This is a genomic window from Pontibacillus litoralis JSM 072002 (genome assembly GCF_000775615.1).
Classification (GTDB): Bacteria; Bacillota; Bacilli; order Bacillales; family BH030062; genus Pontibacillus; species Pontibacillus litoralis.
On sequence record NZ_AVPG01000002.1, the window covers coordinates 207730 to 232253 of the forward strand.

General features: G+C 36.7%; 24 protein-coding genes and 1 pseudogene. 6 read left to right on the forward strand and 19 right to left on the reverse strand.

The window, feature by feature from the left end; all coding sequences use genetic code 11:
* Positions 1-33 precede the first annotated feature (33 nt).
* Both rsmD and N784_RS03355 read right to left on the reverse strand, forming a co-directional pair.
* Positions 34-585: a 16S rRNA (guanine(966)-N(2))-methyltransferase RsmD gene (gene rsmD, locus N784_RS03350; protein WP_036832217.1), complete on the reverse strand. Its 552-nt coding sequence runs from the start codon at positions 583-585 to the stop codon at positions 34-36.
* Positions 586-1010: 425 nt separating this feature from the next.
* Positions 1011-2447: a hypothetical protein gene (locus tag N784_RS03355; RefSeq protein WP_036832219.1), complete on the reverse strand. Its 1437-nt coding sequence runs from the start codon at positions 2445-2447 to the stop codon at positions 1011-1013.
* A gap of 150 nt (positions 2448-2597) precedes the next feature.
* On the opposite strand from N784_RS03355, the gene N784_RS03360 reads away from it, so the two are divergent.
* Positions 2598-2987, forward strand: a complete 390-nt coding sequence (locus N784_RS03360; RefSeq protein ID WP_036832221.1) for a DUF7147 family protein — start codon at positions 2598-2600, stop codon at positions 2985-2987.
* A 134-nt stretch (positions 2988-3121) separates the two neighbouring features.
* Here the strand turns inward: N784_RS03360 and N784_RS03365 are convergent, their stop codons facing one another.
* On the reverse strand, positions 3122-3400 hold the full coding sequence (locus tag N784_RS03365; RefSeq protein WP_036832223.1) for a YlbG family protein: 279 nt from the start codon (positions 3398-3400) through the stop codon (positions 3122-3124).
* A 98-nt stretch (positions 3401-3498) separates the two neighbouring features.
* Between N784_RS03365 and N784_RS16525 the strand changes: the two genes are divergently transcribed.
* A complete protein-coding gene (locus tag N784_RS16525; RefSeq protein WP_156965156.1) occupies positions 3499-3645 on the forward strand; it encodes a hypothetical protein in 147 nt (48 codons plus the stop codon).
* Between the two features lie 179 nt (positions 3646-3824).
* Here the strand turns inward: N784_RS16525 and N784_RS03370 are convergent, their stop codons facing one another.
* From N784_RS03370 to N784_RS03390, 5 genes are all read right to left on the reverse strand, one after another.
* A complete protein-coding gene (locus tag N784_RS03370; RefSeq protein ID WP_036832225.1) occupies positions 3825-4265 on the reverse strand; it encodes a YlbF family regulator in 441 nt (146 codons plus the stop codon).
* Between the two features lie 57 nt (positions 4266-4322).
* Positions 4323-4556, reverse strand: a complete 234-nt coding sequence (locus N784_RS03375) for a YlbE-like family protein (protein WP_036832227.1) — start codon at positions 4554-4556, stop codon at positions 4323-4325.
* 15 nt (positions 4557-4571) lie between these two features.
* A complete protein-coding gene (gene ylbD, locus N784_RS03380) occupies positions 4572-5009 on the reverse strand; it encodes a spore coat protein YlbD (RefSeq protein ID WP_036832230.1) in 438 nt (145 codons plus the stop codon).
* Positions 5010-5082: 73 nt separating this feature from the next.
* Positions 5083-6165 (reverse strand): CAP domain-containing protein, encoded by a 1083-nt coding sequence (locus tag N784_RS03385; RefSeq protein ID WP_036832234.1) that lies wholly within the window; start codon positions 6163-6165, stop codon positions 5083-5085.
* Between the two features lie 140 nt (positions 6166-6305).
* On the reverse strand, positions 6306-6734 hold the full coding sequence (locus N784_RS03390) for a CBS domain-containing protein (RefSeq protein WP_036832236.1): 429 nt from the start codon (positions 6732-6734) through the stop codon (positions 6306-6308).
* Between the two features lie 249 nt (positions 6735-6983).
* Here N784_RS03390 and N784_RS03395 point away from each other — a divergent pair.
* Positions 6984-7334 (forward strand): annotated as a pseudogene (locus N784_RS03395) (YugN family protein); the annotation flags it as partial.
* Positions 7335-7793: 459 nt separating this feature from the next.
* Complete coding sequence (gene ytvI / locus N784_RS03400) at positions 7794-8852, forward strand: sporulation integral membrane protein YtvI (protein ID WP_036832243.1); 1059 nt, start codon at positions 7794-7796, stop codon at positions 8850-8852.
* 51 nt (positions 8853-8903) lie between these two features.
* Here the strand turns inward: ytvI and N784_RS03405 are convergent, their stop codons facing one another.
* From N784_RS03405 to coxB, 7 genes are all read right to left on the reverse strand, one after another.
* Positions 8904-10079, reverse strand: coding sequence for a GNAT family N-acetyltransferase (locus N784_RS03405; protein ID WP_036832246.1), 1176 nt, complete (start codon positions 10077-10079; stop codon positions 8904-8906).
* Between the two features lie 393 nt (positions 10080-10472).
* Complete coding sequence (locus tag N784_RS03410; protein ID WP_036832248.1) at positions 10473-10928, reverse strand: DUF420 domain-containing protein; 456 nt, start codon at positions 10926-10928, stop codon at positions 10473-10475.
* Positions 10929-10977: 49 nt separating this feature from the next.
* Positions 10978-11868 (reverse strand): cytochrome c oxidase assembly factor CtaG, encoded by an 891-nt coding sequence (gene ctaG, locus N784_RS03415; RefSeq protein ID WP_036832250.1) that lies wholly within the window; start codon positions 11866-11868, stop codon positions 10978-10980.
* Positions 11869-12092: 224 nt separating this feature from the next.
* Positions 12093-12410, reverse strand: coding sequence for a cytochrome c oxidase subunit IVB (gene ctaF / locus N784_RS03420; protein WP_036832253.1), 318 nt, complete (start codon positions 12408-12410; stop codon positions 12093-12095).
* A 3-nt stretch (positions 12411-12413) separates the two neighbouring features.
* Complete coding sequence (locus N784_RS03425) at positions 12414-13043, reverse strand: cytochrome (ubi)quinol oxidase subunit III (RefSeq protein ID WP_036832256.1); 630 nt, start codon at positions 13041-13043, stop codon at positions 12414-12416.
* Positions 13040-14899 (reverse strand): cytochrome c oxidase subunit I, encoded by a 1860-nt coding sequence (ctaD, locus tag N784_RS03430; RefSeq protein ID WP_036832260.1) that lies wholly within the window; start codon positions 14897-14899, stop codon positions 13040-13042. The genes N784_RS03425 and ctaD overlap by 4 nt, the downstream gene beginning before the upstream one ends.
* Positions 14900-14921: 22 nt before the next feature.
* Complete coding sequence (coxB, locus tag N784_RS03435; RefSeq protein ID WP_036832263.1) at positions 14922-16019, reverse strand: cytochrome c oxidase subunit II; 1098 nt, start codon at positions 16017-16019, stop codon at positions 14922-14924.
* 686 nt (positions 16020-16705) lie between these two features.
* On the opposite strand from coxB, the gene N784_RS03440 reads away from it, so the two are divergent.
* Positions 16706-17632 carry a COX15/CtaA family protein gene (locus N784_RS03440; RefSeq protein ID WP_036832267.1) on the forward strand — a complete coding sequence of 309 codons (927 nt, stop codon included), beginning with the start codon at positions 16706-16708 and terminating at the stop codon, positions 17630-17632.
* A gap of 108 nt (positions 17633-17740) precedes the next feature.
* On the opposite strand, the gene pyc is transcribed toward N784_RS03440, so the two are convergent.
* From pyc to glsA, 4 genes are all read right to left on the reverse strand, one after another.
* Positions 17741-21187 (reverse strand): pyruvate carboxylase, encoded by a 3447-nt coding sequence (gene pyc, locus N784_RS03445; protein ID WP_036832269.1) that lies wholly within the window; start codon positions 21185-21187, stop codon positions 17741-17743.
* The gene (gene ftsW / locus N784_RS03450; protein WP_036832271.1) at positions 21154-22380 is read right to left on the reverse strand and encodes a putative lipid II flippase FtsW; all 1227 of its coding nucleotides are present in this window, start codon (positions 22378-22380) and stop codon (positions 21154-21156) included. Before ftsW ends, pyc begins: the two co-directional genes overlap by 34 nt.
* A 238-nt stretch (positions 22381-22618) precedes the next feature.
* Entirely contained in the window at positions 22619-22903 is a 285-nt protein-coding gene (locus N784_RS03455; protein ID WP_036832273.1) for a YlaN family protein, read from the reverse strand.
* A gap of 91 nt (positions 22904-22994) precedes the next feature.
* On the reverse strand, positions 22995-23948 hold the full coding sequence (gene glsA / locus N784_RS03460) for a glutaminase A (protein ID WP_052127104.1): 954 nt from the start codon (positions 23946-23948) through the stop codon (positions 22995-22997).
* 59 nt (positions 23949-24007) lie between these two features.
* Here glsA and N784_RS03465 point away from each other — a divergent pair, with 59 nt between their 5' ends.
* The gene (locus N784_RS03465) at positions 24008-24496 is read left to right on the forward strand and encodes a hypothetical protein (protein ID WP_036832275.1); all 489 of its coding nucleotides are present in this window, start codon (positions 24008-24010) and stop codon (positions 24494-24496) included.
* The last annotated feature ends 28 nt before the right edge of the window (positions 24497-24524 follow it).

Below are 24524 nucleotides of genomic sequence, written 5' to 3' on the forward strand. Positions count from 1 at the left end.
CTATCTCCTTTCATCATGAAAAACGGATACACTTTAATATGTATACAGACTTACGGTAATAATACTTGAGTATGTTTCACTGCGTTGTTGCTTAAATGGTCCTATTTGTTCTGAAAGCATCTGATCAACAGAATGCTCACATACTAAGACACCATCTTCTGTTAGTAATTCATTTGCATCAATGAATTCAAATAAATCCTCAAATGAGATTTTATCGTAAGGAGGGTCTAAGAAAATATAGTTGAATTGTAACCCTCGTTTCGCTGCGGCCTTCAATGCACGAAAAGCATCTGTACGATATACCTCTACTCGATCTTCTATACGTAACGATTTGACATTTTCATAAATCGTCGCAATCGCTTTTGGATGCTTATCAACGAAAATACCTTGATCGACACCACGACTAAGACTCTCTATCCCTAGTCCGCCACTTCCAGCGAATAAATCCAAACAAATTCCACCTTCAAAGTAAGGACCTATCATTTGAAACAAGGATTCCTTTACTTTATCCGTTGTTGGCCGTGTATGTTTATGAGGGACTGGTATTAATTTTCTACCTTTAAATTCACCAGAGATTACGCGCATAGGAAGAAAACCTCCTTTCCTTTATGAGAAAAAGGTGCAAAATAAGTTATCCTCGTTCCTTTTCATTCCACCATCTATAGATGAGCGTCTTGATGGCTAACTCATTCGTGCTTTTTCGTTAATAATCCTACCATAAAACGCACTAAACGGAAATATTCTATGTTTATTTCCTCTAGGAATCCCTTTTGCAGTGCGACTCTATTTATTATATTTATTTATCGAAACCACTATTTTTATGTATATCTCATCTATTGCATGTACATAATACTATTGAGCAATCAGGTCTCCCTGGTTACTCTGAAGACGGAGAAGGCTTACGTTTCCCCATAAGTTCTTCCTCCGGTTTCTCCTCTCCCTTTACCTTTTGGAATAGCATTCGTCTATTCCAAAAAGGTGCCTGCAGATGTCAAAATCTGCAGGCTTTTTTATTGATTTCTATAGGCTAAATAAAGACCAATTTCATCATGATAAACCGTAATGTCCCAAATGTCTTCTATAAGTGAAGACTTGATATATACTTCTTCTGCTATTTCAACTACACCCTTCTTTTTAATACCGAAATCCTCTTGATTGTATATAAACGTATCTTTATTTACATTAAAACGCCAGCTATTTTGACCCTTTCGAACGATATACTCTGATTCTGAAGGTATAGCAACTACTTCAAATTGAAATAGTTCAGCTAGACCAGCTAGAGGAAAATATCGCTCCTCATTCAAGAGAACAGAATGCCATTTAACATTTGCTTCATCCCCATTCACATACAGAGGTCTCGTATCGAAAAAATAAAGAATAGGTACATTTCGTTTACCACTCGTTTGAAAATATGTTGTTGGGTATCCATACACAGAAGATAGGGATTGGTCAAGGGCATGTGGGAAGTTCTGTCCTTTTCCTTCTGTTGTTAGCACCAATTCTTTCCACAAGTTAACCTGTTCTAGGGTAAAGGTGCTTCTTATTTGTTCTGCTATCGCTTTACTTTTCTCGCTTACCTCTACTTTCGGTTCGAATAAGTGAATCACAGCATGTAGAATATGTTTATCTTGGTCTGTAATGGTATATTGATTGTGCAGACGACTTGTTAACAAATCTGCTTTAATGCTAGGTACATTTGCATTCGGTGTTACAATATATCCATCACCAACCTGCGACTCTATAGTAGGATCAAATACCATCACAAGCGGTTCATCAATTTTATCCTTGGCTAATTGAATGTCTTCTAAAGGAACAGAGAAACCTTCTTTTGCATAAACGAATAAATCATTGAACGTGTATTCCTCATAATTACCATTTATTAAATGAATCAATGGCATGTCAGATACGTTGTCTTTTTCCCATTGGAAGAACTGGATGTGTTCTTTTTCAATCGACGCCATTGAGTTTGATGGAGCAATCCATTTAGAAGGCTTCCCGGATTCAGTAGCAAAATTCACTTCTACATCCATCAAGACATCTTCCCCATCGTCCTTCAAATGTGTAAACCAATTTGTATACAGCATTTGATCGGCAGGAGCAGCGATTGTATATTCTAATTCGAGCTGCTCCTGCTCACGAATTGTAACCCACTGCTTGTCTTCCTGTGTTTCTACTATACATTCCTCATTTTCATTGTACTTACACTGCATGTGCTCAGCCTGTTTAGGAATAACAACTTCATACGATTTTTCACTTAAATCAGTAAAGGTTTGGGTAATATAAAATTGATGATTACGATGTGTAACCTCGACTACCGTTTTAGGGTCGTGCTGTTGCTTACTCAACTGTGCTGCACTTCCACTTTGAAATAAACTCCATTGATAGGTAAGGAGAAAAGTTAGTAAAAGCAGCACTGGTGTCATCCAAACCAAAAAACTACGGAACATTTCATTACCTCTCTTTAATTAATCTAATGCTATTTTAACAAATTTGAGGATTAATAAAACAAATGATTATGACAAGTAAAGAACATATCATTCACATCTCTTCCACTTCATGCTACAGTAACAAAGAGAATATGCATAGAGGTGAACATAATGATACAACGATTTATTGAATTAGGGGAAGGGTACTCTGATATTTATGAACTGCTAACTATTGCTCAATCCATGCCACAACGCATTCAGCATATCTTTGCTTTTCATACCGTGATAAAAGACGAGAAAAGAACTTCCCTTGCAATTAGCATGCATCCGACAACAGTAGGTGATTTTCAGCCAATCTATATTTGCCGCGAAGGAATCCCTTTTCCTCACGATAAGGCGAATAAGCGATACGAACTAATGAAAAAATTCGCCACCAGTATTGATAAAGACATCATTGAGTTAACGGTCCAACCAAGCCATATATTTAATGAAACCGAATTGTATTACAACCACTTGATTGGTGTATTACGAATGAATCGTTACATTGCCCCACTTACTTAAGAAACACATTCAAACTCTTCTGAATTGAACGCAATGGTTCTTACCCACATAGATTTGTTCAAATTTCAATAAGAATAGTTGCATTTCGAAATTCATTCTCATCATATAAAAAGCATGGGGAAGCCCCATGCTTTTTATAAACTACCAAATTTGTAGTCATATTCTTTTGCTTTATCTGGTTTAGAATTTTCATATTCCGTCTTAATAAACGGCTTATAAGAAGGCTCCACTTTAGAAACATAATGTAAACGGTTCAATTTCTGTGTAACGTTTTCTATTTCGTCTTGATTCACATAAATCATCGCGTAACGGTGCTTCTTAGAAACATAAACTAAATGACCGTATCGCTTAATATTTCTCACATGCTTCATATGTTGAAACCAAACAATTAATCCTTGTCTTTTTGTAAACATATGTATTCCTCTCTCATCTCCATCTTTAAGCTAAAGTTTAGCAAATTTTCTTTCGTGCATCAATATAAATCAACTGGTTTCAGCAAAGGAGAATCATCATGTCCGATTTAGCCCAAGCTTGGAATATTTTTTTAGAAAGCTTAAACGATCACGAGAAAATCAAATGTTACGTGACAAAGCACATTACTAGTGTGCCGTTTATATATGAAGAGTGTATAGTCGTGACGTTACAAAAACGTGTATAGAAAAAGCGTTAACCCATGGAGCTGCTAAAGCTAAGAAAAATAAACGCCTCACACTTTCCTTGTATTTTTCAGAAGGCATGAGACGCTTATAGTTGACCAATGCCGGTTTCTAATTCCACAGCGAAAATTATTTTGCTACGGTAGCATGTGCGCAGACTGCATTCGATTGGAAAAATAACCTACGAGCAGCCACATCCTCCACCTGAGCCGCAACCACACCCACCACCAGTATCTTTTAGCGCAAGTCCGTCTCTCGGTACTTTAATATTTGGACTCACGCTATAAGCTATCGCTTCACTGATATCATCTAAAAGGCTTTGTAATGCTCGTTCCGCTAACTTATATTGTGCTACACATTCATTCATATCCACTTCACGCTTTTTAGCACGAACCGATTTCATAATGTGGTTATAATCTGGATGGTAGCGACCAAAACGTTGCACATCCTCGTATTGCTCTTTTATTTGTTGAAAAGCAGCGATTAGCTGTTGTGCTTCTTTATCTCGATTTAAAGCTTGCTTCGCTTGTAAAAATCGTTCATAAACATTTGACTGTATAATGAATTGGCTTACGAAATCGCATTGGTCCAATATTTCTACAGTTTCTGTAGTAGCTATCATGCGATTCACCTCCATATATATCATAACAAATACTTCATTCAATCTGAAATAGTAAGTTTAGTCTTTCATTGCTTGAGCCATTTGGATAAGCGTTTGGACCATTTGCAATTGATTTGTCATTTTTTCCATACGTTGAGGTGTTGTTTGACCAAAGTAATATTTAGACTCTTGTTCTATTAACGATAAAACGCTAGGGTCTCGAGTAACTCGTCGATACCACTTAGGATTCATTCGCATAAAACGAAGTAACTCTGGTTTACTTTCTAAATATTGATATACTCTAGGTTGCATCACTCTCGCCCTCCCCTAATCTCGACCAAATTGAAAAGGAGACCGTTTTTGCTGTTTGCTTATACCCGAAGACTTCATATCTTGAAATTGGTTTACTAACACTTGAACATTGTCAATTGCACTACTTAATTGATGTATATGACCTTCTACTTTATTTAAATCAACATTTTCTATAAGGTTCATAAATTGGGTGAATAATTGATTTTCGCTATCTTGGTCTGCTTGTTGATTCGTTTGCTTTGTAGGTTCCGCGTTATCTTCTACAAGCTTCTCCGCCCCAACTTCTCCTTTAAAGTCATTCCAATACTCGTCATCTTCCCCGAGTAGCACCCATTTTTCATAATAAGATTGCCACGTTTCGTTTTTCTTCCTAACTACTTCTACCATTTTTGGGTGCTGTTGAACAAATGCTTTAAACTCTTTTACAGAGGGATCTAACTTACCTTCACTCATGCATTCTCTCCCCTTCACGCATATCGTACTATACTTATATGAAGAAGAAATGTACATGTGCTTGGACATTTTACTAGTTTCGTTTTTCAATAAAGTTTTGCGTATAGTAATACCGGTACACCCCAACACCTAAATGCGTATAGGACTCATGCAACAATGCTTCCCTGTGGCCTTCACTATTTAGCCATCCTTCTACAACAGCAGGTGCATCTGGATACTGTGCGGCAATATTCTCCCCTGCTGACAAATAACGAACCTCCCCTTTTTCTAACCGTTCTTTTAATCCATTCCCATCTTGCGCAATATGAGAAAAGTAATTGTTCTGTTTCATATCTTTGCTATGTTGAAACGCTACTGATGCGACTTGTTCATCCCATTTAAGCGGTGACTGTTTCCACCGTTTACGGATGTGATTCGTAATATCAAACACTTGTTGAGCCGTATTCGTTTCTATCTCCATCCAATCTTTCGAAGACAATGGTGTCACTTCAGGTAAAGTACCTCGGTAATACATCTCATAGGAACGATGTTGTAATAAAACGTCATCTGTTACCAACCTTACTGAAGACAACGCATCATTTAATGTATCAAAATATAACTGCATATATATGTTTTCCTGCACATGTAACAATGGCCTTTGCTTCAAATCTTGTTCGGTGAGTTGTAATTGGAAGGAGCCTCGTTTATTGTTTATTTCAACTTCTTGGGACTGTTTAGCATCAAAGGTTTCCCATACATCAACGAAATTTGCACCTGTTTCAATAGATGGTAAGGCTAAATCTTCTCCAATGCGATAAACTGTAACCACTTTCCCATCTTGCATTCCTATTTGCATGTAATTATCAGCCCACTTATAGATCCACCACGAATACGCATAGGACGTTTCATCACGCCGAACTGGTTGACCGAACTGTTCTATTATACGTTCTTCCGATTGTCCCATTAACTTGATAATAGAAGATGAATAAGCGTCGTTTATAGAACCTTCTTGTTGCTTGTCTAACTGTTGTTCTTTATGAGAAACTTCCTTTTGGTTGTTAGGCTGCGCTTCTTCGTTCCTACCTTGCTCAATCAAAGAAGGAATATATTGCTCTACTAAAGGAAATACTATGATCATTGTAATTATAAGGACCAACACCCGTATCAATCGTTTCATTGTCCATCTCCTTTGTCTACCCGATGCTATTATTATATTAGACATTCTAGCAATTATGTATTCATTCTAGTAACACATGCACTCCAATTGACACAAAAAAAGTTCACTCTGGCAGTTTGCTCGGCCAGAGTGAATGCTTATTAATGTAATTCTGGTCGTTCTGATATTTCTTCTAATGCATGGCCGGCTGCTTCATTTGAATATTTGTCCAAGGATAAGTCTCCTAACGATACAATACCGACTAATTTCCCTTGATCGACTATAGGAAGACGACGTATTTGCTTTTCGGACATGACTCCGCTTGCTTCTTTTAGGGATGTATTCGGTTCACACGTCACAAGTTCTTCACTCATTACATCTGTAACTGGAGTAGAACCTGCTTTTTTTTGAGCATAGCCTCTCACTACTAAATCTCGATCTGTCACCATGCCAATGAGGTGATTTTGCTCATCACAAATAGGAATCGATCCGACTTCTTTGTCAGACATCTTCTTTGCTATTTCATACACATTGCTATCAACGGAACAACTCTCTATATCCGTCGTCATCATGTCTTTCACAACTTTCATTTACATATTCCTCCTTTTAATGACTTGCAAAGAGAAAAAATATCTTCCCATATAACGATAGCATTTCCAATTTCATCGAGTTCATGAATGTAATTTTTTGTATGTCATTCTTTGTTACGATACATTTCACTTACTTTTTTTACGTTTTATACTGTAAACAATTGCAACTTATCGAAACTTTTTATATGATGTAAATAGAATGCGTTTTCTTACTTGTTATATTAACAATCTTTGTGAGGTGTAAGCATAATGAAAATTGAAGGAATTGGTATCGAAGGTGCTACTCTAGACCTTAAAGAACTGGATTATATTATGGATAAATCAGGATTTGTAAGAGCAGATCAATGGGATTATGAACGTGTTACATACGATTATAAGTTAAAAACGAACACAAAGGGACTAACGTTTTATGTACGTGTACAAGGATACGCAATAGAAGGCGATGTAGATCGCGGAGATGCTTTAATGAAACTAATGTCTCCTTTGCTTGGGTCACATTATTATCCACACGGCATAGAATATGGAGATAACGACGAAGAATTTCCAACAAGTGCTGTTGATCGCGCGAAAGGCCTACTAGCACGTGTAAAAACCCACTTATTAGATTTTGAAGTTGGTAGCAGGCCTTCTCAAGCAGTGTTAACGGAACTAAAAGAATGGGCAGAATTAAATAATCAAAAAGAAGTTCTAGAAAAGATTAATGCACTTAAAACTTTTCCACCTGAAGAAAACAAATAAAAGGCCCAATTTAGTAAAAAGCGACTGTTCATCTTTCAAATGCAACAGTCGCTTATCTTTTACGATAGAAAGCATGCTCTCGAAGTCCCTATACATAATGCCCAACCTCTCCTTCATCAACCCCATAAGTATAAAAGGAAGCAAACTTATCGATACTGCTTCTATATAGCAAAAGGAAATTAAAAACAAGTAATAAAGTACTTCCACTATACAAGCCTAATAGAAGATAAGGAATTTTTAACGTTATTATCTGTTCAAAGCACCATCTTCATGCTATATTTTGAAATAGATAGTTGTTGGAAAGGAGCCTTCTGATCTAAATTGTTTAGATATCTTAGCAAAAAACAATGGATTATACTATTGATATCCATCATATTAATCATTGCAGCATATTTCTTAATTCCCATTTCTATACCAATTATTTTAGCATTCATTACAGCCTTATTCTTAAATCCAGCTGTACGCTTGTGTCAACATAGATTGAAATGGAAACGGAAATTGTCTGTAATCTTCGTCTATATTACTTTTTTAATTATATTATCAGTAGCTGGTACTTTTTTAATCACAAAGGCTGTTTCACAAATTGCTACCTTTATAGATAAAGCTCCTTCCTATGTTGCTCAAGTGGAAGACTTTTTCAGCGAATGGGAAGAAGATACCATTCAATTTAAAGAACAATTTCCTCCCCAATTAGTGAAGCAAGTAGAAAATGGATTTCAATCTAGTCTCGAACAGTTTAAGGACTCCATTAATGAAAAGAGTAACTTAACAGAAATTGCGGGATTTTTTTCAAGTATTCCAAATTATCTTATTAGTTTCTTGATTTATTTAATTGCATTATTTTTGTTCATGTTAGATATGCCAAGGTTAAGAGCGAAAGCATATGAACATATGACCGTTCAAACAGCGGAAAAAGTTCACTTTATGAATGCACGGCTCACCTATGTTGTGTTGGGCTTTTTGAAGGCTCAATTTCTCGTTAGTATCATCATTTTTATTGCTACGTTAATCGGTTTATTAATCATTGCACCAGAAGTAGCATTAATCATGTCCATCATCGTTTGGCTAATCGACTTTATCCCGATTATTGGATCGATTGCCATTATCGGTCCTTGGTCTGTGTACATGTTCATTGTTGGTGATTTATTCATGGGAACACAATTAGCCATTCTCGCCATCGTCTTACTAGCGATAAGGCGAACAGTAGAGCCGAAAGTTATGGGAAGTCACATCGGCTTATCCCCATTAGCAACACTTATTTCGATGTACTTAGGATTAAAAATCTTTGGCATTCTCGGCTTCTTTATTGGACCATTATTTGTCATTGCATTTAATTCCGCAAAAGAGGCTGGTATTATCAAGCTTAATTTTAAAATATAGACACACAGAAACCAAGCTAACCCTTATAGGAAGGATTAGCTTGGTTTCTTTTTAAAAGAAATCTAATAAAGCTGGTGTCCGATTACAAATGAATTGTTTAACAATACGTACATCTCCATCCACTTGTACATAGCCAAATTGTTGTAAATGTTCAACTGATTGACTATTTAGTAGAAGTGCAGCAAATGTGTTGATATTTCCACTTAAAGCTACATCAGCCTTGGCTTGCCATCCTTTCTCAACCTGTGCTTTTCCATTTTGAAGATGTATCGTCCACTTCCCATCGTTCCAGTATGCATATTCATCTTGTACATGTAAATGAATCGTATATTCTCCAGTAGTCAGAGCATACGGATAGATGCGTAGAAACTCATATAAATCAACGATACGAGTCATAAAATACGCCTGTCTTTGCTCTTCAACGTGAGGATTATTTAAATAGAACACGAATGGATCATCTGGTAATAACAACATCTTTACTTTATCAACCATACTATCATGATTTTTCACCCACATCATCAATCGTTGCCACGCTTCATTTGTTGTATAAATAAACTCTTCTATGCATAACTGACCTTCTTTAATCTTCGTTAACATGTAACCATCACTTTGCCTATCGTCATTATATGACACAATGATACGTAATTCTTTATCTGATAAAATACGATGCTTCCACCAAAATTCCGTCCGATTGATCATTTGACCGTACTGCTTAGCCTTCTGCACATATAAGTAATGAAGCTCTTGTTTATTTCCTTCATATGTAACCTGCTTGATGTAACCACTTGGCTTAACAGACGGTATATGATTAGGAGATAAACAAATCATTCTCTTTTCAAGCGTAAGTTCCCAACCAAATTTACGATAAAATCCGATGTTAAAAGGGTGAAGAAGGGACAATACCATACCATTACTATGCATTTCTTTCAGCGCGTGCTGCAATAGTTTCGCTACATAGCCTTTACGGCGATATTCTGGCCACGTAGCAACAGATGCAATGCCTCCAAAAGGAATGATATCCCCCCCTAAGTAAAGGTGCAGAGGAATTACATTTAATTTGGCTGCAAGACTATCTTCATTAAATAATCCATAAATGTTTTCTATTTCTAGTTGCTTGTCAGTCACCTCTCTTCTCTCTGCAGTTAGGGGCACTTGAAAGGCGTATGAATCTAATTGTAGTGTTTCCTCCGATAAATGACCTTCAGTGCATTGCTCAATTCTTACCATGTGAGCTCTCCTTTCTGTTCTTTAACACTATTGCTTTTCAAAACTTAAGAGGATAACGTATTCCTTGTAAAATATGTTACGATTATACAAGGGACACACCCCTGTTGAAAAGCTCATTAAATTAAATATTCTACACCCTCTTTTGCATATCCTTGTTTTCGAGACGATGGAAACATAATAATGTAAATGAACAATCCATCTAGGCTTACTAGTGAAATCCGTCGCCCTAATTATTTCCTTTAATAGTGATCAGACGCTATGTATGATTGCGCTTGCCACGGCAGCGATATATACATTCAATATCCCTCCAAGCAAATGCTATTCACGTTCACTAACCCCCTTATTCCTATCCAAACAATCACCCATAAAAAAAACACCTGTCTAAACAGGTGTTTAAAATCCTAATATAGCTTTAATCATACTCGTCGTTTCTCCACCTTCATAAATGATGTATAACAGTAAATATACCATAACACCAGTTATAGCGGTAAAGAACCATATGACACTCGTAATCGGTCCAAGCTTTCTATGTTTGTCAATGTTACGCTTGAATGCCAAAGTTAACGTAACAAGGCCAAAAACTGCTCCAACTGTAGCAAGAATGATATGGAAAATCAAAAATATTGTATAGTAAATTTCTAAATGCTCTGGTCCACCAAAGCTCGTATTTCCTATAAATATGGTTCTTGAAAGATAAATAATAAAAAACGTCAATGCACTAATTGCAGCAGCAATCATCGTTTTCTTATGAGCATGAACCTTTCCGCGAGCAATTAGCACCCATCCTATAGCTACTAGAATAGCACTTATTACGATAAAAGACGTACTTAACGTCGGCAATAATGGCATATTTCTCCCCCACTTTACTATTCATTCTCTTTATAATAATGGTTATCGATTAGTTTGATTCTTCCGGTAATGGATCAATCTTATCTTGCTCTTTTAAGAACCATGGGAAGAATATCATACCAATATAGATACCATAAACAACTTCTTGTGTAACCTTCATAATAATACCACCTAGCTGCTGATCTTCAAGAACAGGCATTGGTGAAAATATTTGAGGTCCACTTAAAGATAACGTTCCCAAAACATCTCCAGGCACACATAGGCTCAATGCAGACATCCATGCACTAGCATCTGTATATGTACTATATAATGGCTCTGTAGAAAAAATAATTAATGCACAAGCTGGAGTTAATAAAACCCCATTTGCAAATACATAACCTATCTTAAAAACTGGTGACATGGTATCCTTTTCCTTTATAGGTGGGAATATTGGCATCCAAACGATAAAGGCAGCGAATAAAATACCTGTAGTAATTACAGCATGTGCAACAACACTCGTTTTCGCGAAATCAAACACTGCAGGATAATGATACAAAGAAAATAAACCGTTAAAAAGAAGTAGTGATATTAATGGCTTTGTCAACAAATTAAGAAGTGGAGCAATAATTGGAGCTGAAAATAATTTTCTCCACATCCACTCTGGAATCCCTTTAATAATTAATGTTGGGAATAATATATAATACAATGCCATCTGCATCATATGTGCGGTAAACATAATATGACTTAATAAATCAATTGGTGAACCTTTAATAATATACAATAATACTAATCCAGCATAAAAAGTCACCTGTTGAGAAACAGTGGGACGATCCACATCACCAAACTTCTTTCTCCAAGGACCAGTTAATAAATAATATAATACACCTAATGCAATAACAAACAATGCATAAAATGGACTCCACAAAGCACGAAATCCAAATATTTGTATTTCTAACCACATAATTCTCACTCCAAGGTGTGTTAAATTTACAATCTATTTTTCATTATAACCTATTTTAGTTTGAAATACATACAATTGACACCATCCACATACGACCTTATTGTGACAAAATTGTGAACTCAGTATGTATATTTTGATAACAAAGAAATTCGTTTTATTATTTTTTTATAAAGCTGATATGCAAATAGAAAAGGCCGGAGCACTTAGTCTCCGACCTCATCTTATTACCACCAAACAATAGTGACCATTGCAAGAATTGTTATGAACGCCACAAATATACCTGAGTATAAAAACACCGATGGTAAACTGTGTCCTTTATGACTCATATGCATAAAGTAATATAGTTGAAAACCAACTTGAACACATGCTAATAACAAAATAATTGGTATGGTAAACATTGGGTTGAATTCCGCAATTACTAATCCAAAGGAAATAAGAGTAAACACGATCATACACGCAAATGTAACCAATTGAAATTTCATATCTTGTTTATTTTTCTCTTTTTGAAATTCATACGATGTGGAACCGGCGTACTTCTCCATGAATTAACCCACCTTTCCCATCAAGTATACTACTGTAAAGATGAATACCCATACAACGTCAATAAAGTGCCAATATAAAGAAGCTACATAGAACTTTGGAGCGTTGTATAGATTTAAGCCTCGCTTCGCATTACGAATCATCAAGCTCGTAATCCAGCATAGTCCAAATATAACGTGAGCTCCGTGCGTACCTACTAACGTATAGAATGCGGAGCCAAAGGCTGATGATGTAAATGTGTGTCCGTCATGCATCACATACTCATAGAATTCGTAAACTTCAAGACTTAGGAAAGAAAGACCTAATAAAACGGTAATTCCTAACCATATCATCATCTTCTTAAAGTCATAGTTCTTCATGTGGTACATAGCGTAAACACTTGTTAACGAGCTTGTTAACAAAATCATCGTCATAATAAACACAAGTTCAAGCCCAAATAATTCTTGAGTGGATGGACCGTCTAGATTCGAATTTTTTAACGCTAAATACGTTCCAAACAGACTAGCAAACAGCACTGTCTCTCCACCAAGGAAAAACCAAAAGCCTAAAAACTTATTTTTACCTTCAAGGGTAGCTTTTTCAGGTTCATGTGGTCCCTGACCTGGTTTAAGCTGCTTTAATTCTTCTGCGCTCATTTAGAACCAGCCCCCTTTTCTAAATCTTCTTTATGAACGTGATAACCAAGATCATCTTTCATAGAACGTACAAACATAGAAATAAATGTAATCAACAATCCTGCAATACCAACAATTAACCATTGTTTATTATCTACTTGATAAATAAACCCGATTCCGGCAATAAACAGTCCTAGCGATATCATGAATGGAATAAACGTATTATTCGGCATATGAATATCACCTAATGGTTCAGCAGGAGTCATTTCGCCATTTCCTTGTACTTTCTCTACCCATAGTGCATCTAAACCACGAACTAAAGGTATTTGCTTAAAGTTATAGAAAGGCGGTGGTGATGGAACAGTCCACTCTAATGTACGTCCATCCCAAGGATCAGTTCCACACTTCTCTTCTTTCAATGCAGTGTAGATAATGTTGATAATAAACACAATTGTACCGATAGCCATTAAAAAGGCACCAATTGTACTAACTAAGTTACCTATATCCAAACTCTCATTCGGCTGGAACTTCCAATAACGACGTGGCATTCCCATTAATCCAAGAATGTGTTGAATAAAGAACGTCATATGGAATCCAATAAAGAATGGCCAAAACGCGATTTTACCAAGCTTCTCATTAAGTACTTTACCGAACAATAGAGGCCACCAATAAGTGATACCTGCGAATATACCAAACACTACACCACCAACAATAACATAGTGGAAGTGACCAACAACGAAGTACGTATCATGGTATTGATAGTCAGCAGCAGCAACGGCTAGCATCACACCACCAAATCCACCGATTGTAAAGGATGGTATAAATCCTACTGCCCAAAGCATTGGCACAGTCATTCGGATATTACCGCCCCACATCGTAAATAACCAGTTAAAGATTTTTATACCAGTTGGTACTGCAATCGCCATTGTCGCAACCGCAAAGATCGAGTTTGCTACTGCACCCAATCCAGTTGTAAACATGTGGTGCGCCCATACCATAAATCCTAAGAAACCTATTAATACTGTCGCAAATACCATTGCGGAATAACCAAATAGACGTTTCTTAGAGAACGTAGAAATTACGTCACTGAATAGACCAAACACTGGAAGAATTAAAATATATACTTCTGGGTGTCCGAAAATCCAGAATAAATGCTCCCAGATGATGACGTTTCCTCCCATTGTTGGATCAAAGAAATTTGCTCCAAACATACGGTCAAACATCATTAAAATTAAACCAACTGTTAGTGCTGGGAATGCAAATAAAATTAAGATACTTGTTACAAAAGATGCCCAAGTGAACATTGGCATACGCATGTAAGTCATTCCTGGAGCACGCATATTCACGATTGTAACAAGGAAGTTAATACCACCAATAAGCGTCCCTGCTCCTGATATTTGTAACCCCATCACATAAAAATCCATGCCGTGACCCGGTGATTGAACTGAAAGTGGTGCATATGCTGTCCACCCCGCATCTGGTGCTCCACCAAAAAACCAAGATAAGTTTAGCAATACTCCACCAAAAGCAAATAGCCAAAAGCCTAGTGAGTTAAGGAATGGAAATGCTACGTCTCGAGCACCTATTTGCAATGGTAGCGCAATGTTCATTAAGGTAAATATAAGTGGCATTGCTGCTAAAAATATCATTGTTGTACCATGCATTGTAAACATTTGGTTGTACAATCCAGCTGAAATAAATTCATTATCTGGTTTAATCAACTGAATACGGATAATCAATGCCTCTAATCCACCAAGTAAGAAAAAGAAGCCACCAGCAACCAAGTATAAAATGGCTATTTTCTTGTGGTCAACTGTGGTTAAGTAGTCCCACAAAGTTGCGCCAAAGCCTCTTTTTTGTACAGTAGCTGTACTCACGATACCGACCTCCCTATTCTCTCTATTTTTCTTCCTTCGCATCTTCAGGTGTTACTTCTGAAGGTTGTAATTGTAATAAATAATCAGCGATCTTGCTTGCTTCATCATCAGTTAATGGTTTCTCTGCTTCCGTATTTCCATATTTACCAGTCATCTTATTACCTGGCTTAACATTCTCTGGATGCTGTAACCATTCAATTAAGTTCTCTTTATTATTATCCATAATCCCCGCAATTTCAGCACGGTCACCAAAGGATGTTAAGTTCGGACCTACCGCTGCTGGAGAATTACCGATTGCATGACAAGCAATACAGTTTTGATCTTCAAATAGTTCTTTACCTTCTTGCGCACTAGCTGTTTCAGGTGTTGCTTCTGGATCTGCGTTCTTCATGTCATTAAACCATTGATCAAATTCTTCTGCACTCACGGCCACCACTTTGAAATCCATTAAGGAGTGTGATGGACCACACAATTCAGCACATTTCCCAGAATATAAACCTTCTTCATATGCATTTAAGAACATCTCATTTTCATTATGCCCTGGGTTTGTATCCATCTTTCCTGAAATAGTTGGAACCCAGAAAGAGTGAATAACATCAGTGGCAGTTAATTTCAAGTAAACACGTTGATCAGTAGGAATATAAAGGTCTTGACTTGTTTGAATTTCTTCTCCTTTATATTTGTAACTGTAATGCCACCAGTATTGATTTCCCGTTACCTCTACAACAACAGCGTCTTCTTTATTTTCTTCTGACGGAGTTGTTTCAGCAAGCATAAATGTCTTTTGTACTGTTGGTACAGCTAAAATGATTAGTAAAACTATTGGGATAGCTGTCCATACAATTTCCAAGGATTTACTACCTTCTACTTGCTTAGGTACATAGTCTTCCTTGCCTTTTTTTTGTCGATAACGAATTAGTACAAAAACGTATATAATCGTTACAATTGCACCTACACCAGCCATAATAATAACGCTTAACATCATTAAATCATAACTTGCTTGAGCGCCCTCACCTTTTGGCTGTAAGGCAGAAAGTTGCGGATCCCCACACCCTGCTAGAAAAAGCATCAGAAAACTAAATAGTAACACGATGCGAGATTTTCCCATCCATCCTTTCATTAAATGATACCTCTCTTTCTGTTCTTTCTTTATTTTATGACAATCAAGCTGTCCTAATGAAGGAGCATCTTGATAGCATTAATCAGTTAATAACTCTAACTTCCCCAATAAGTCTGTTTTGCTCTTGTAAGCATTTACTTTACCCTCTTTATTATTCATAGCCATGAACGTTCAAAATACGTTCCCTACCGAAATCTTTGAAAACGCATGCATACCATCATTATACATCATGAACATTTCATAAAAGGAGGAGTAACATGTGACAAATTTATGAATTTTTATTTACAACCAAATAATATTGTATCATGTAATTCTGTTTCTTTCTATTTTATTTAGCATTCTTTCAACAAACTATAGAGATGAAATTTAAAAAAACAATCCACCTATAGCGTAAAACAGTTCTTTATTTGTGAAAGTTTTCGATATTTACGAGATTGCAATTTCAAAAATATTTCACAAACGTTACAAAGAATGACTGCTATATCCAAAATTAACCCTTCTCTATTTCTAGCAAACAAAATTATACAATGCAAGTACTTTTTATTCTAATAGTGAAATTCCATGAAATCCATGATAATATATAGTTTGTGTCAAATTAGTGACATGACTATGTATAATTGGACGTAACTTCCGTTCATATATTAAGATATACAATAGTGCCCTAGGAAATGTAGTGAGGTGAAGAAATGAAATTATTAAAAACACTAGCAATCCTATCTACACTTGGCATGCTATTCGTGTTAATTGGAGGAGCACTCGTTACCAAGACGGACTCTGGTATGGGCTGCGGAGATAGTTGGCCTTTATGCCACGGGGAATTGATTCCTTCAGAAATAACCTTTAGTTTAGTAATAGAATTAAGCCATAGACTAGTTTCAGGTGGTGTAGGATTTTTAGTACTGCTTCTATCGTACTTTTCGTGGAAAAAAATAGGCCATATTCGCGAAACGAAATTACTGGCATTTTTATCCATATTCTTTTTAGTTCTTCAAGGTCTAATAGGAGCTGCTGCAGTTAAATGGGGGCAATCAGATTTCGTATTAGCCATTCATTTTGGTATCTCTTTAATTTCATTCGCAGCTATTTTGTTACTAACTTTACTGATCTTTGAGATAGATAAAAAGTTTGATGCGAAATCATTAATTATACCTCGAGCAATGCGTATCCAAATTTACTCCATGGCGATTTACACCTTAGCTATTACGTACACCGGTGCATTAGTACGTCACATCGAAGCAAGCTTAGTTTGTGGAAGTTGGCCTTTTTGTACGAACAGTAATCCGTTTGCATTTGGGGAATACAATTTTCACCAATGGGTACAAATGGGACACCGACTCGTTGCTGGTTTATTATTCATTTGGGTGCTCTTTTTATTCATCCACGTATTAAAACATTATAAATCAAGTAAAATCATGCGTTACGGCTGGACAGTATGTTTCTTATTATTACTGCTCCAAGTATTGTTAGGAGCAATGATTATTTTTACTGGACAGAACTTAATTGTAGCTTTATTACACGCTCTTGTTGTTGCTTGTTTCTTTGGAATGCTTAGTTACTTTATACTACTTTCTTCAAGAAGTGCACGGTATGAGAAAGACTCATCAACAAATTAATTATTGAATTTGTTAGAAATAGCACAGCTACCACTGCTGTGCTTTATTCATATAAAAAAGAAGGTTGGCGTTATAAAATCAACGCTAACCTTCTTTTTCTATCTCTTATTATTTTTCAAACTCAATTAGTAAGTCTCCAACATGTATCGCATCGCCATTTGAAACGTAAATGTCCTTTAATTTCCCGTCAAATGGAGCTTGAACTGTAGTCTCCATTTTCATTGCTTCGGTAATCATAATGTGATCTCCTTTTTTTACTTTCTCGCCCTTTTCTGCGATCACTTTAACTACCGTACCAGGCATTGTAGCACCAATATGTCGATCATTATTTTTATCAGCTTTTGGTCTCGCCTCTATAGAAGCTTTAATACTTTCATCTTTCACAATCACTTCTCTTGGCTGACCATTCAATTCAAAGTAAACAACACGTGTACCATCTAATTGTGGTTCACCAATCGAAACAAGTTTAACAATTAGTGTCTTTCCTTGTTCAATTTCTACTTCAATTTCTTCCCCTAAACGCATTCCGTAAAAATACGTTAACGTGTCAAGAACAGACATATCACCATACTGTTCATAAGCTTGATGATAATCCATAAATACTTTCGGATACAATGCATATGCTATCATATCAAAGCTCGTAACTTGACGATTTAATTTATGGAATAATGTTTCTTTCAAGTCTTTGAAATCAACAGCATCCAAAAATTCACCAGGACGATCTGTAATCGGCTTACGTCCTTTTAATATAATTCGTTGTAATTCTTGAGGGAAACCACCATAAGGTTGGCCTAAATACCCTTCAAAAAGTTCAATTACCGAGTCTGGGAAGTCGATTGTTTCTCCTTGTTCATAAATATCATCTTCAGTTAAATTATTTTGCACCATAAATAAAGCCATATCTCCAACAACTTTAGAAGATGGTGTTACTTTAACGATATCTCCGAACATATCATTCACACGGCGGTACATTTTCTTCACTTCGTCCCAACGATCTTCTAGTCCAACTGCTTTGGCTTGTTGTTGTAAGTTACTATATTGACCACCAGGCATTTCGTGCTCATATATTTCAGAATGTGGTGAGTTCATACCACTTTCAAAATCTTGGTAGAACTTACGAACGTCATGCCAGTATAACCCTAACTGCTCATATGCTTTCACATCTAAATTAGGCTGGCGTTCGTTTCCTTCTAAAGCATAGTAAAGAGACGTTGCGCTCGGTTGTGATGTTAAGCCTGCCATAGAGCTTGCCGCTACATCTACTACATCTACTCCTGCCTCAATGGCTCTTGCATAAGTAAATACACCATTGCCACTCGTATCATGCGTATGAAGATGAATTGGAATATCTACAGAATCTTTTAATGTTGAGATTAGTTGATAAGCAGCTTCAGGCTTCATTAATCCTGCCATATCTTTAATACCTAAAATATGAGCACCAGCATTTTCTAGTTCTTTGGCTAAGTTTTTATAATATTGTAAGTCATACTTTGGACGCGATGCATCTAGAATATCACCTGTATAACACATCGTTGCTTCCGCAATTTTATTATTATCTCTAACAGAATCAATAGCTAATGTCATACCTTTTACCCAGTTTAGACTATCAAAAATACGGAATACATCAATACCAGCTTGACTACTCTTCTCAACAAATTCACGAATTAAGTTATCTGGATAGTTTTTGTAGCCTACTGCATTGCTGGCGCGTAATAACATCTGGAACAAGACATTTGGCATTCTTTCTCTAAGCTGTAGCAAACGTTGCCATGGATCCTCTTTAAGGAAACGATAGGCTACATCAAACGTCGCTCCACCCCACATTTCTACTGAGAAGAGATCTGGTAGTAGTCTTGCAGTAGGATCAGCAATGTTCAATAAGTCTTTTGTGCGTACTCGAGTTGCTAATAAGGATTGATGCGCATCTCGGAAAGTTGTATCTGTATAAAGTACTTCATTTTGTTGTTTTAACCATTCCGCTACTGCTTCTGGTCCTTTTTCATCTAATAATTGCTTTGTGCCCTGTGGAATTTCTAAGGACGATTTCACTTCTGGCATACGCGGTTTACTTAAAGCAGGTTTTTTCTTATTTTCCGCTCCTTGGAAACCGTTTATTGTCGTAGAAGCAATATATGTTAGCATCTTCGTTCCTCGGTCTTTACGCTTAGGAAATACGAATAATTCAGGTGACTGATCGATGAATGTCGTATTGTATTCGCTTGCTAAAAACTGAGGATGACGAATAACATTTTCTAAAAATGGTATATTCGTTTTGATTCCACGAATACGAAATTCACGTAAGTTTCGAACCATTTTATTAGCCGCTTGTTCAAAGCTAAGCGCCCATGTGGATACCTTCACAAGCAATGAGTCATAGTATGGAGAAATGACGGCACCTTGGAAACCATTACCGGCATCTAATCGAACACCGAAACCTCCACCTGAACGATATGCCATAATTTTTCCTGTGTCTGGCATAAAGTTATTCAATGGATCTTCTGTTGTAACCCTTGATTGAATCGCATATCCGTGCGTTTTAATATGTTCTTGATGCGGTATACCGATTGGCTGATCAAATAAGTTGTGACCTTCCGCAATCATAATTTGAGATTGAACAATATCAATACCAGTAATTAACTCGGTAATCGTATGTTCCACTTGTACACGCGGATTCACTTCAATAAAGTAAAACTCATCACCAGAAACGAGAAACTCCACTGTACCAGCATTCAAGTAATTAACATTGTTCATTAATTGAATTGCTGCTTCACAAATGTCTTCACGCATACGATTTGATAAGGATACACTTGGTGCTACCTCAACAACCTTTTGGTGACGACGTTGTACAGAACAGTCACGCTCATATAAATGGACAATGTTCCCATCTGCATCTCCAAGAATTTGCACCTCAATATGCTTAGGGCTTTCTACTAATTTCTCTACATATACTTCATCGTCCCCAAACGCAGCCTTTGCTTCCGATTTAGCACGATCGTAAGAATCTTGTAACGCTTCTTCACTGCGGACGATTCGCATACCCCGTCCTCCTCCGCCAAGAGAAGCTTTAATGATGATAGGATATCCGTGTTGCTGACCAAAAGCTTTCACTTCTTCTAAACTAGAAACAGGTCCATCGCTCCCAGGAATTACCGGGATATTAGCTTGAACTGCTTGATATCTAGCTTTAACCTTATCACCAAACATATGTAAATGTTCACTGGTTGGCCCAATAAATGTAATACCCTCTTCTTCACAGCGTCGAGCAAAATTAATATTTTCTGACAAGAAACCATATCCTGGATGGATTGCATCTACTCCAACGCTTTTAGCTAATTCGATAATGCCTTCAATGTCTAAATAAGCGTCGATTGGTTTCTTTCCTTCACCAATAAGGTAAGCTTCATCTGCTTTATACCTATGGAAAGAACCAGTATCTTCCTTTGAATAAACCGCAACCGTACGAATATTTAATTCGTTACATGCACGGAATACCCGAATAGCAATTTCTCCTCTGTTAGCTACTAGGATTTTATTGATTTTCTTGATTGTACCCATGATCTTCCTCCTTTAGATTGTGTTGCATTCCCTGCATGAATGTCAGAATATGCATTCTTTGAAGTTTGTTTAATATATGTGTAATCTTCTTGAAGTTTAGCTTGTTTAGCAATATTATTCAATATTCCAATTGAAGCTAACAAAACAAGTAAAGAAGATCCGCCATAACTAATGAACGGCAAAGGGACTCCAGTAATAGGTAGCAAACCACTTATCGCTCCTAAATTAATAAGTGCTTGAATACCAACCATTGACGAAATCCCAATCGCTAATAAACTGCCAAAAGCATCTTTGCACTTTCTAGCAACATAAAGTCCTCTTAATACAATAATAGTTAATGAGGCTAACACAAACAAAACACCAATGAATCCTAGCTCTTCAGCAATAACCGACATAATAAAATCTGTATGCGGCTCTGGCAAATACCCTAATTTCTGTACTCCTTGTCCCAAGCCAACCCCTGTTATTCCACCCGTTCCAATTGCCAAATAGGATTGAATGAGGTGAAAACCACCATCTTCTGGATCTTCAAAAGGCGCATAAGCACCAGTGAAACGCGAAACTCGTTCAACCGATGTCATGTTCGGAATCGCAAAAGCAAGAAATACGATACCAATGATTGCTAGTAAAACAATATGTTTCGTTCGTATCCCTGAGCTTAAAATAACTGTACAAGCAATTGCAAAAATAATGCCTGCTGTACCGATGTCAGGTTGAACAGCAATTAATGCGAGAATTGTTATCGTAATAACTAATGGTGGTAAGACCGCTTGCCAAAAACGATCAATATAAGCTTGTTTCTTAGATAAAACAGAGGCCAAATAAATAATTAAAAATACCTTTGCTGGCTCAGAAGGTTGTATTTTAATCGGGCCTACCTCAAACCACGAACTAGCGTTTCCAGTAGCATTCCCCATTAATTTAACCAATACAAGGCTTATTATAGTAAATAGTATCATAAGCGGGACTAATTTTTGATACTTTTGATATGGAAATAGCATTGTTAACACAAATGCCACAATTCCTAAACCAAACCACATCGCTTGCCGAAGCATAAAATAGTTGCTCGGTACATCGTACAAAACGACGGCTGATACCATCGATGCACTATAAATCATCATAACCCCGAAAGCGGTTAACATCAATGGTATAAATATTAACGTAAAATCATAGTCTTTAAAAAATTTCTTCATATTGTCCATCCTTATGTAAGATTATAGAGCTCCATTTAAGAAATCTTACTTCTATCACTTTACTACACAAAAGTAACATATTCCTGCTTCCTATAAAAAATATAATGATTCTTTATTATTTTACTATTTTAAAAACGTAGATGAAATAAGTTACTTCTCCTATTTTAACAAACAAAAAGTGTTCCTGTACGTAAAAAAACTCAAATTATCACCAATTGGCGTAATTTGAGTTTACACATTAAGATTGATTAGAAGCCGCCTCATGCAAAGCATTCATTTCATGCTCTAAATCTTCTAGAAGTTTCTTCCCATCCTCTTCATTAACAAGGTTTAAACGTACCGCAAAGTCAATCTCCCTAGATAACCCAAACATCTGAGTATCAAGAACTTCTTCATATAGAGGGCATTGCGGCATAGTTAAATTATCCATCTGAACTCGAATCAGTCTTGCAATTTTCTCTGCATCGGCCTTAAGAAGGGCATATGCTTGATGGCGATGATCAATCGCTACTTCAGATGACACGTTAATCCCCTCCGTTCAAAACAGACTTTCTTATATTTATATTAGCGTTTTATTGATTATTATGCAAGTAAAGATATGTAACAAGCCTCCATTAAAAAATGGAAAGTTCTAAACGACTAGACAACATCTCTAGCAATTGCATTCCAACAACACTATTCCCCTTTTCATCCAAAGAAGGTCCAACGACAGCAATTCCTCCTACATCTTTCACACACCCCATAATTGCGCCAGAAACACCACTTTTAGCAGGTATTCCAACTCGAATTGCGAATGAACCAGATGCATCATACATTCCACAAGTCACCATAAACGTTTTACAAATTCTAGCCAAGTGTTTCGGGATGATTTGTCTACCGGACTGTAAATCACGACCTTCATTTGCAAATACGGCTCCAATACGAGCAAGTTGTTGAATGTTTACCGCGATGGAGCATTGCTTCGTATAAACGTCTAACAACTCTTCCACACTGCCTTCTATAATACCATTTTGTTTCATGTAATAACATAATGCACGATTTAAATGGGCAGTTTCAAACTCTGAAGATGCAACCTCAGTATCAATACCAATTGTGTTGTCCCCCGCAAGTTCATGTACGAAAGACAATAGCTTACCCACTTTATCTGTCGGGGACTCCCCTTCAATCATGTTGGTTACCGCTAAGGCTCCAGCATTTATCATCGGATTTAATGGTTTTGACGGATTGCTTGTTTCTAATTTGGCAATCGAGTGAAACGGATCACCTGTTGGCTCCATTCCTACTTTGGAAAAAACATAGTCCTCTCCTTGATCCATGAGTGCTAACGCTAACGCGATGACCTTGGAAATACTTTGAAGTGTAAATAAATGATCCACATAACCCGCTCGAACGCATTCCCCATCTAAGTGAAACACACTAACCGCTATATGCTCCGGATCTTGCTTCGCTAATGCTGGTATATAATCTGGCACTTTTCCTAATCGGGTAAATGGTTTTACGTGCTCTATCCATTCCTGCAATTGTTGTTCGGTGACTTTTTTATTCAAGTTAATTCCTCCTTGATGCATGATTCCGTCATATTCGATATACTTGTATGAGATTGATAAATTAGAAAGGGTGTCTCAGTTTGGTTATACAACTTACAGGCAATGTGCAATATACGATTACGCTTGATCCAAGTGTATGGATATTCGATGATCGTAAAATCGATTTCTCGAAAGCGTTCTCAAAGATAGAACAGGACAAATCTGACGATGATGAATTAAAGAAAAAGGCACAATTTTGGGATAGGGAAGTGTATCAACAACAAATTAATCCACCTGTCAATAAAAGTATCAATTCCTTTGAAAAAAAGAAAATATTAGAAGGTACGTTTGTTATGCCTATTCATCATTTTTTAGAGAATGCCCTTGTCTATGATAACGCAAAGGGCGCCATTTTAGAAACAACAAACGGAGAAATACATATTACATTAGATGAATTACAACATTCGTTATTATTATTCGCTCAAAAGGGTAAACAAATTCAAGAAGATGGTCCCGTTCATTTATATTTCCAAGACGGCTCTAATCAACAAGACCCTATCACTGGAATTAATAAAATTGTCATCGAGTAATCGAGTAGAGGGAAAAGTTAAGTAACTT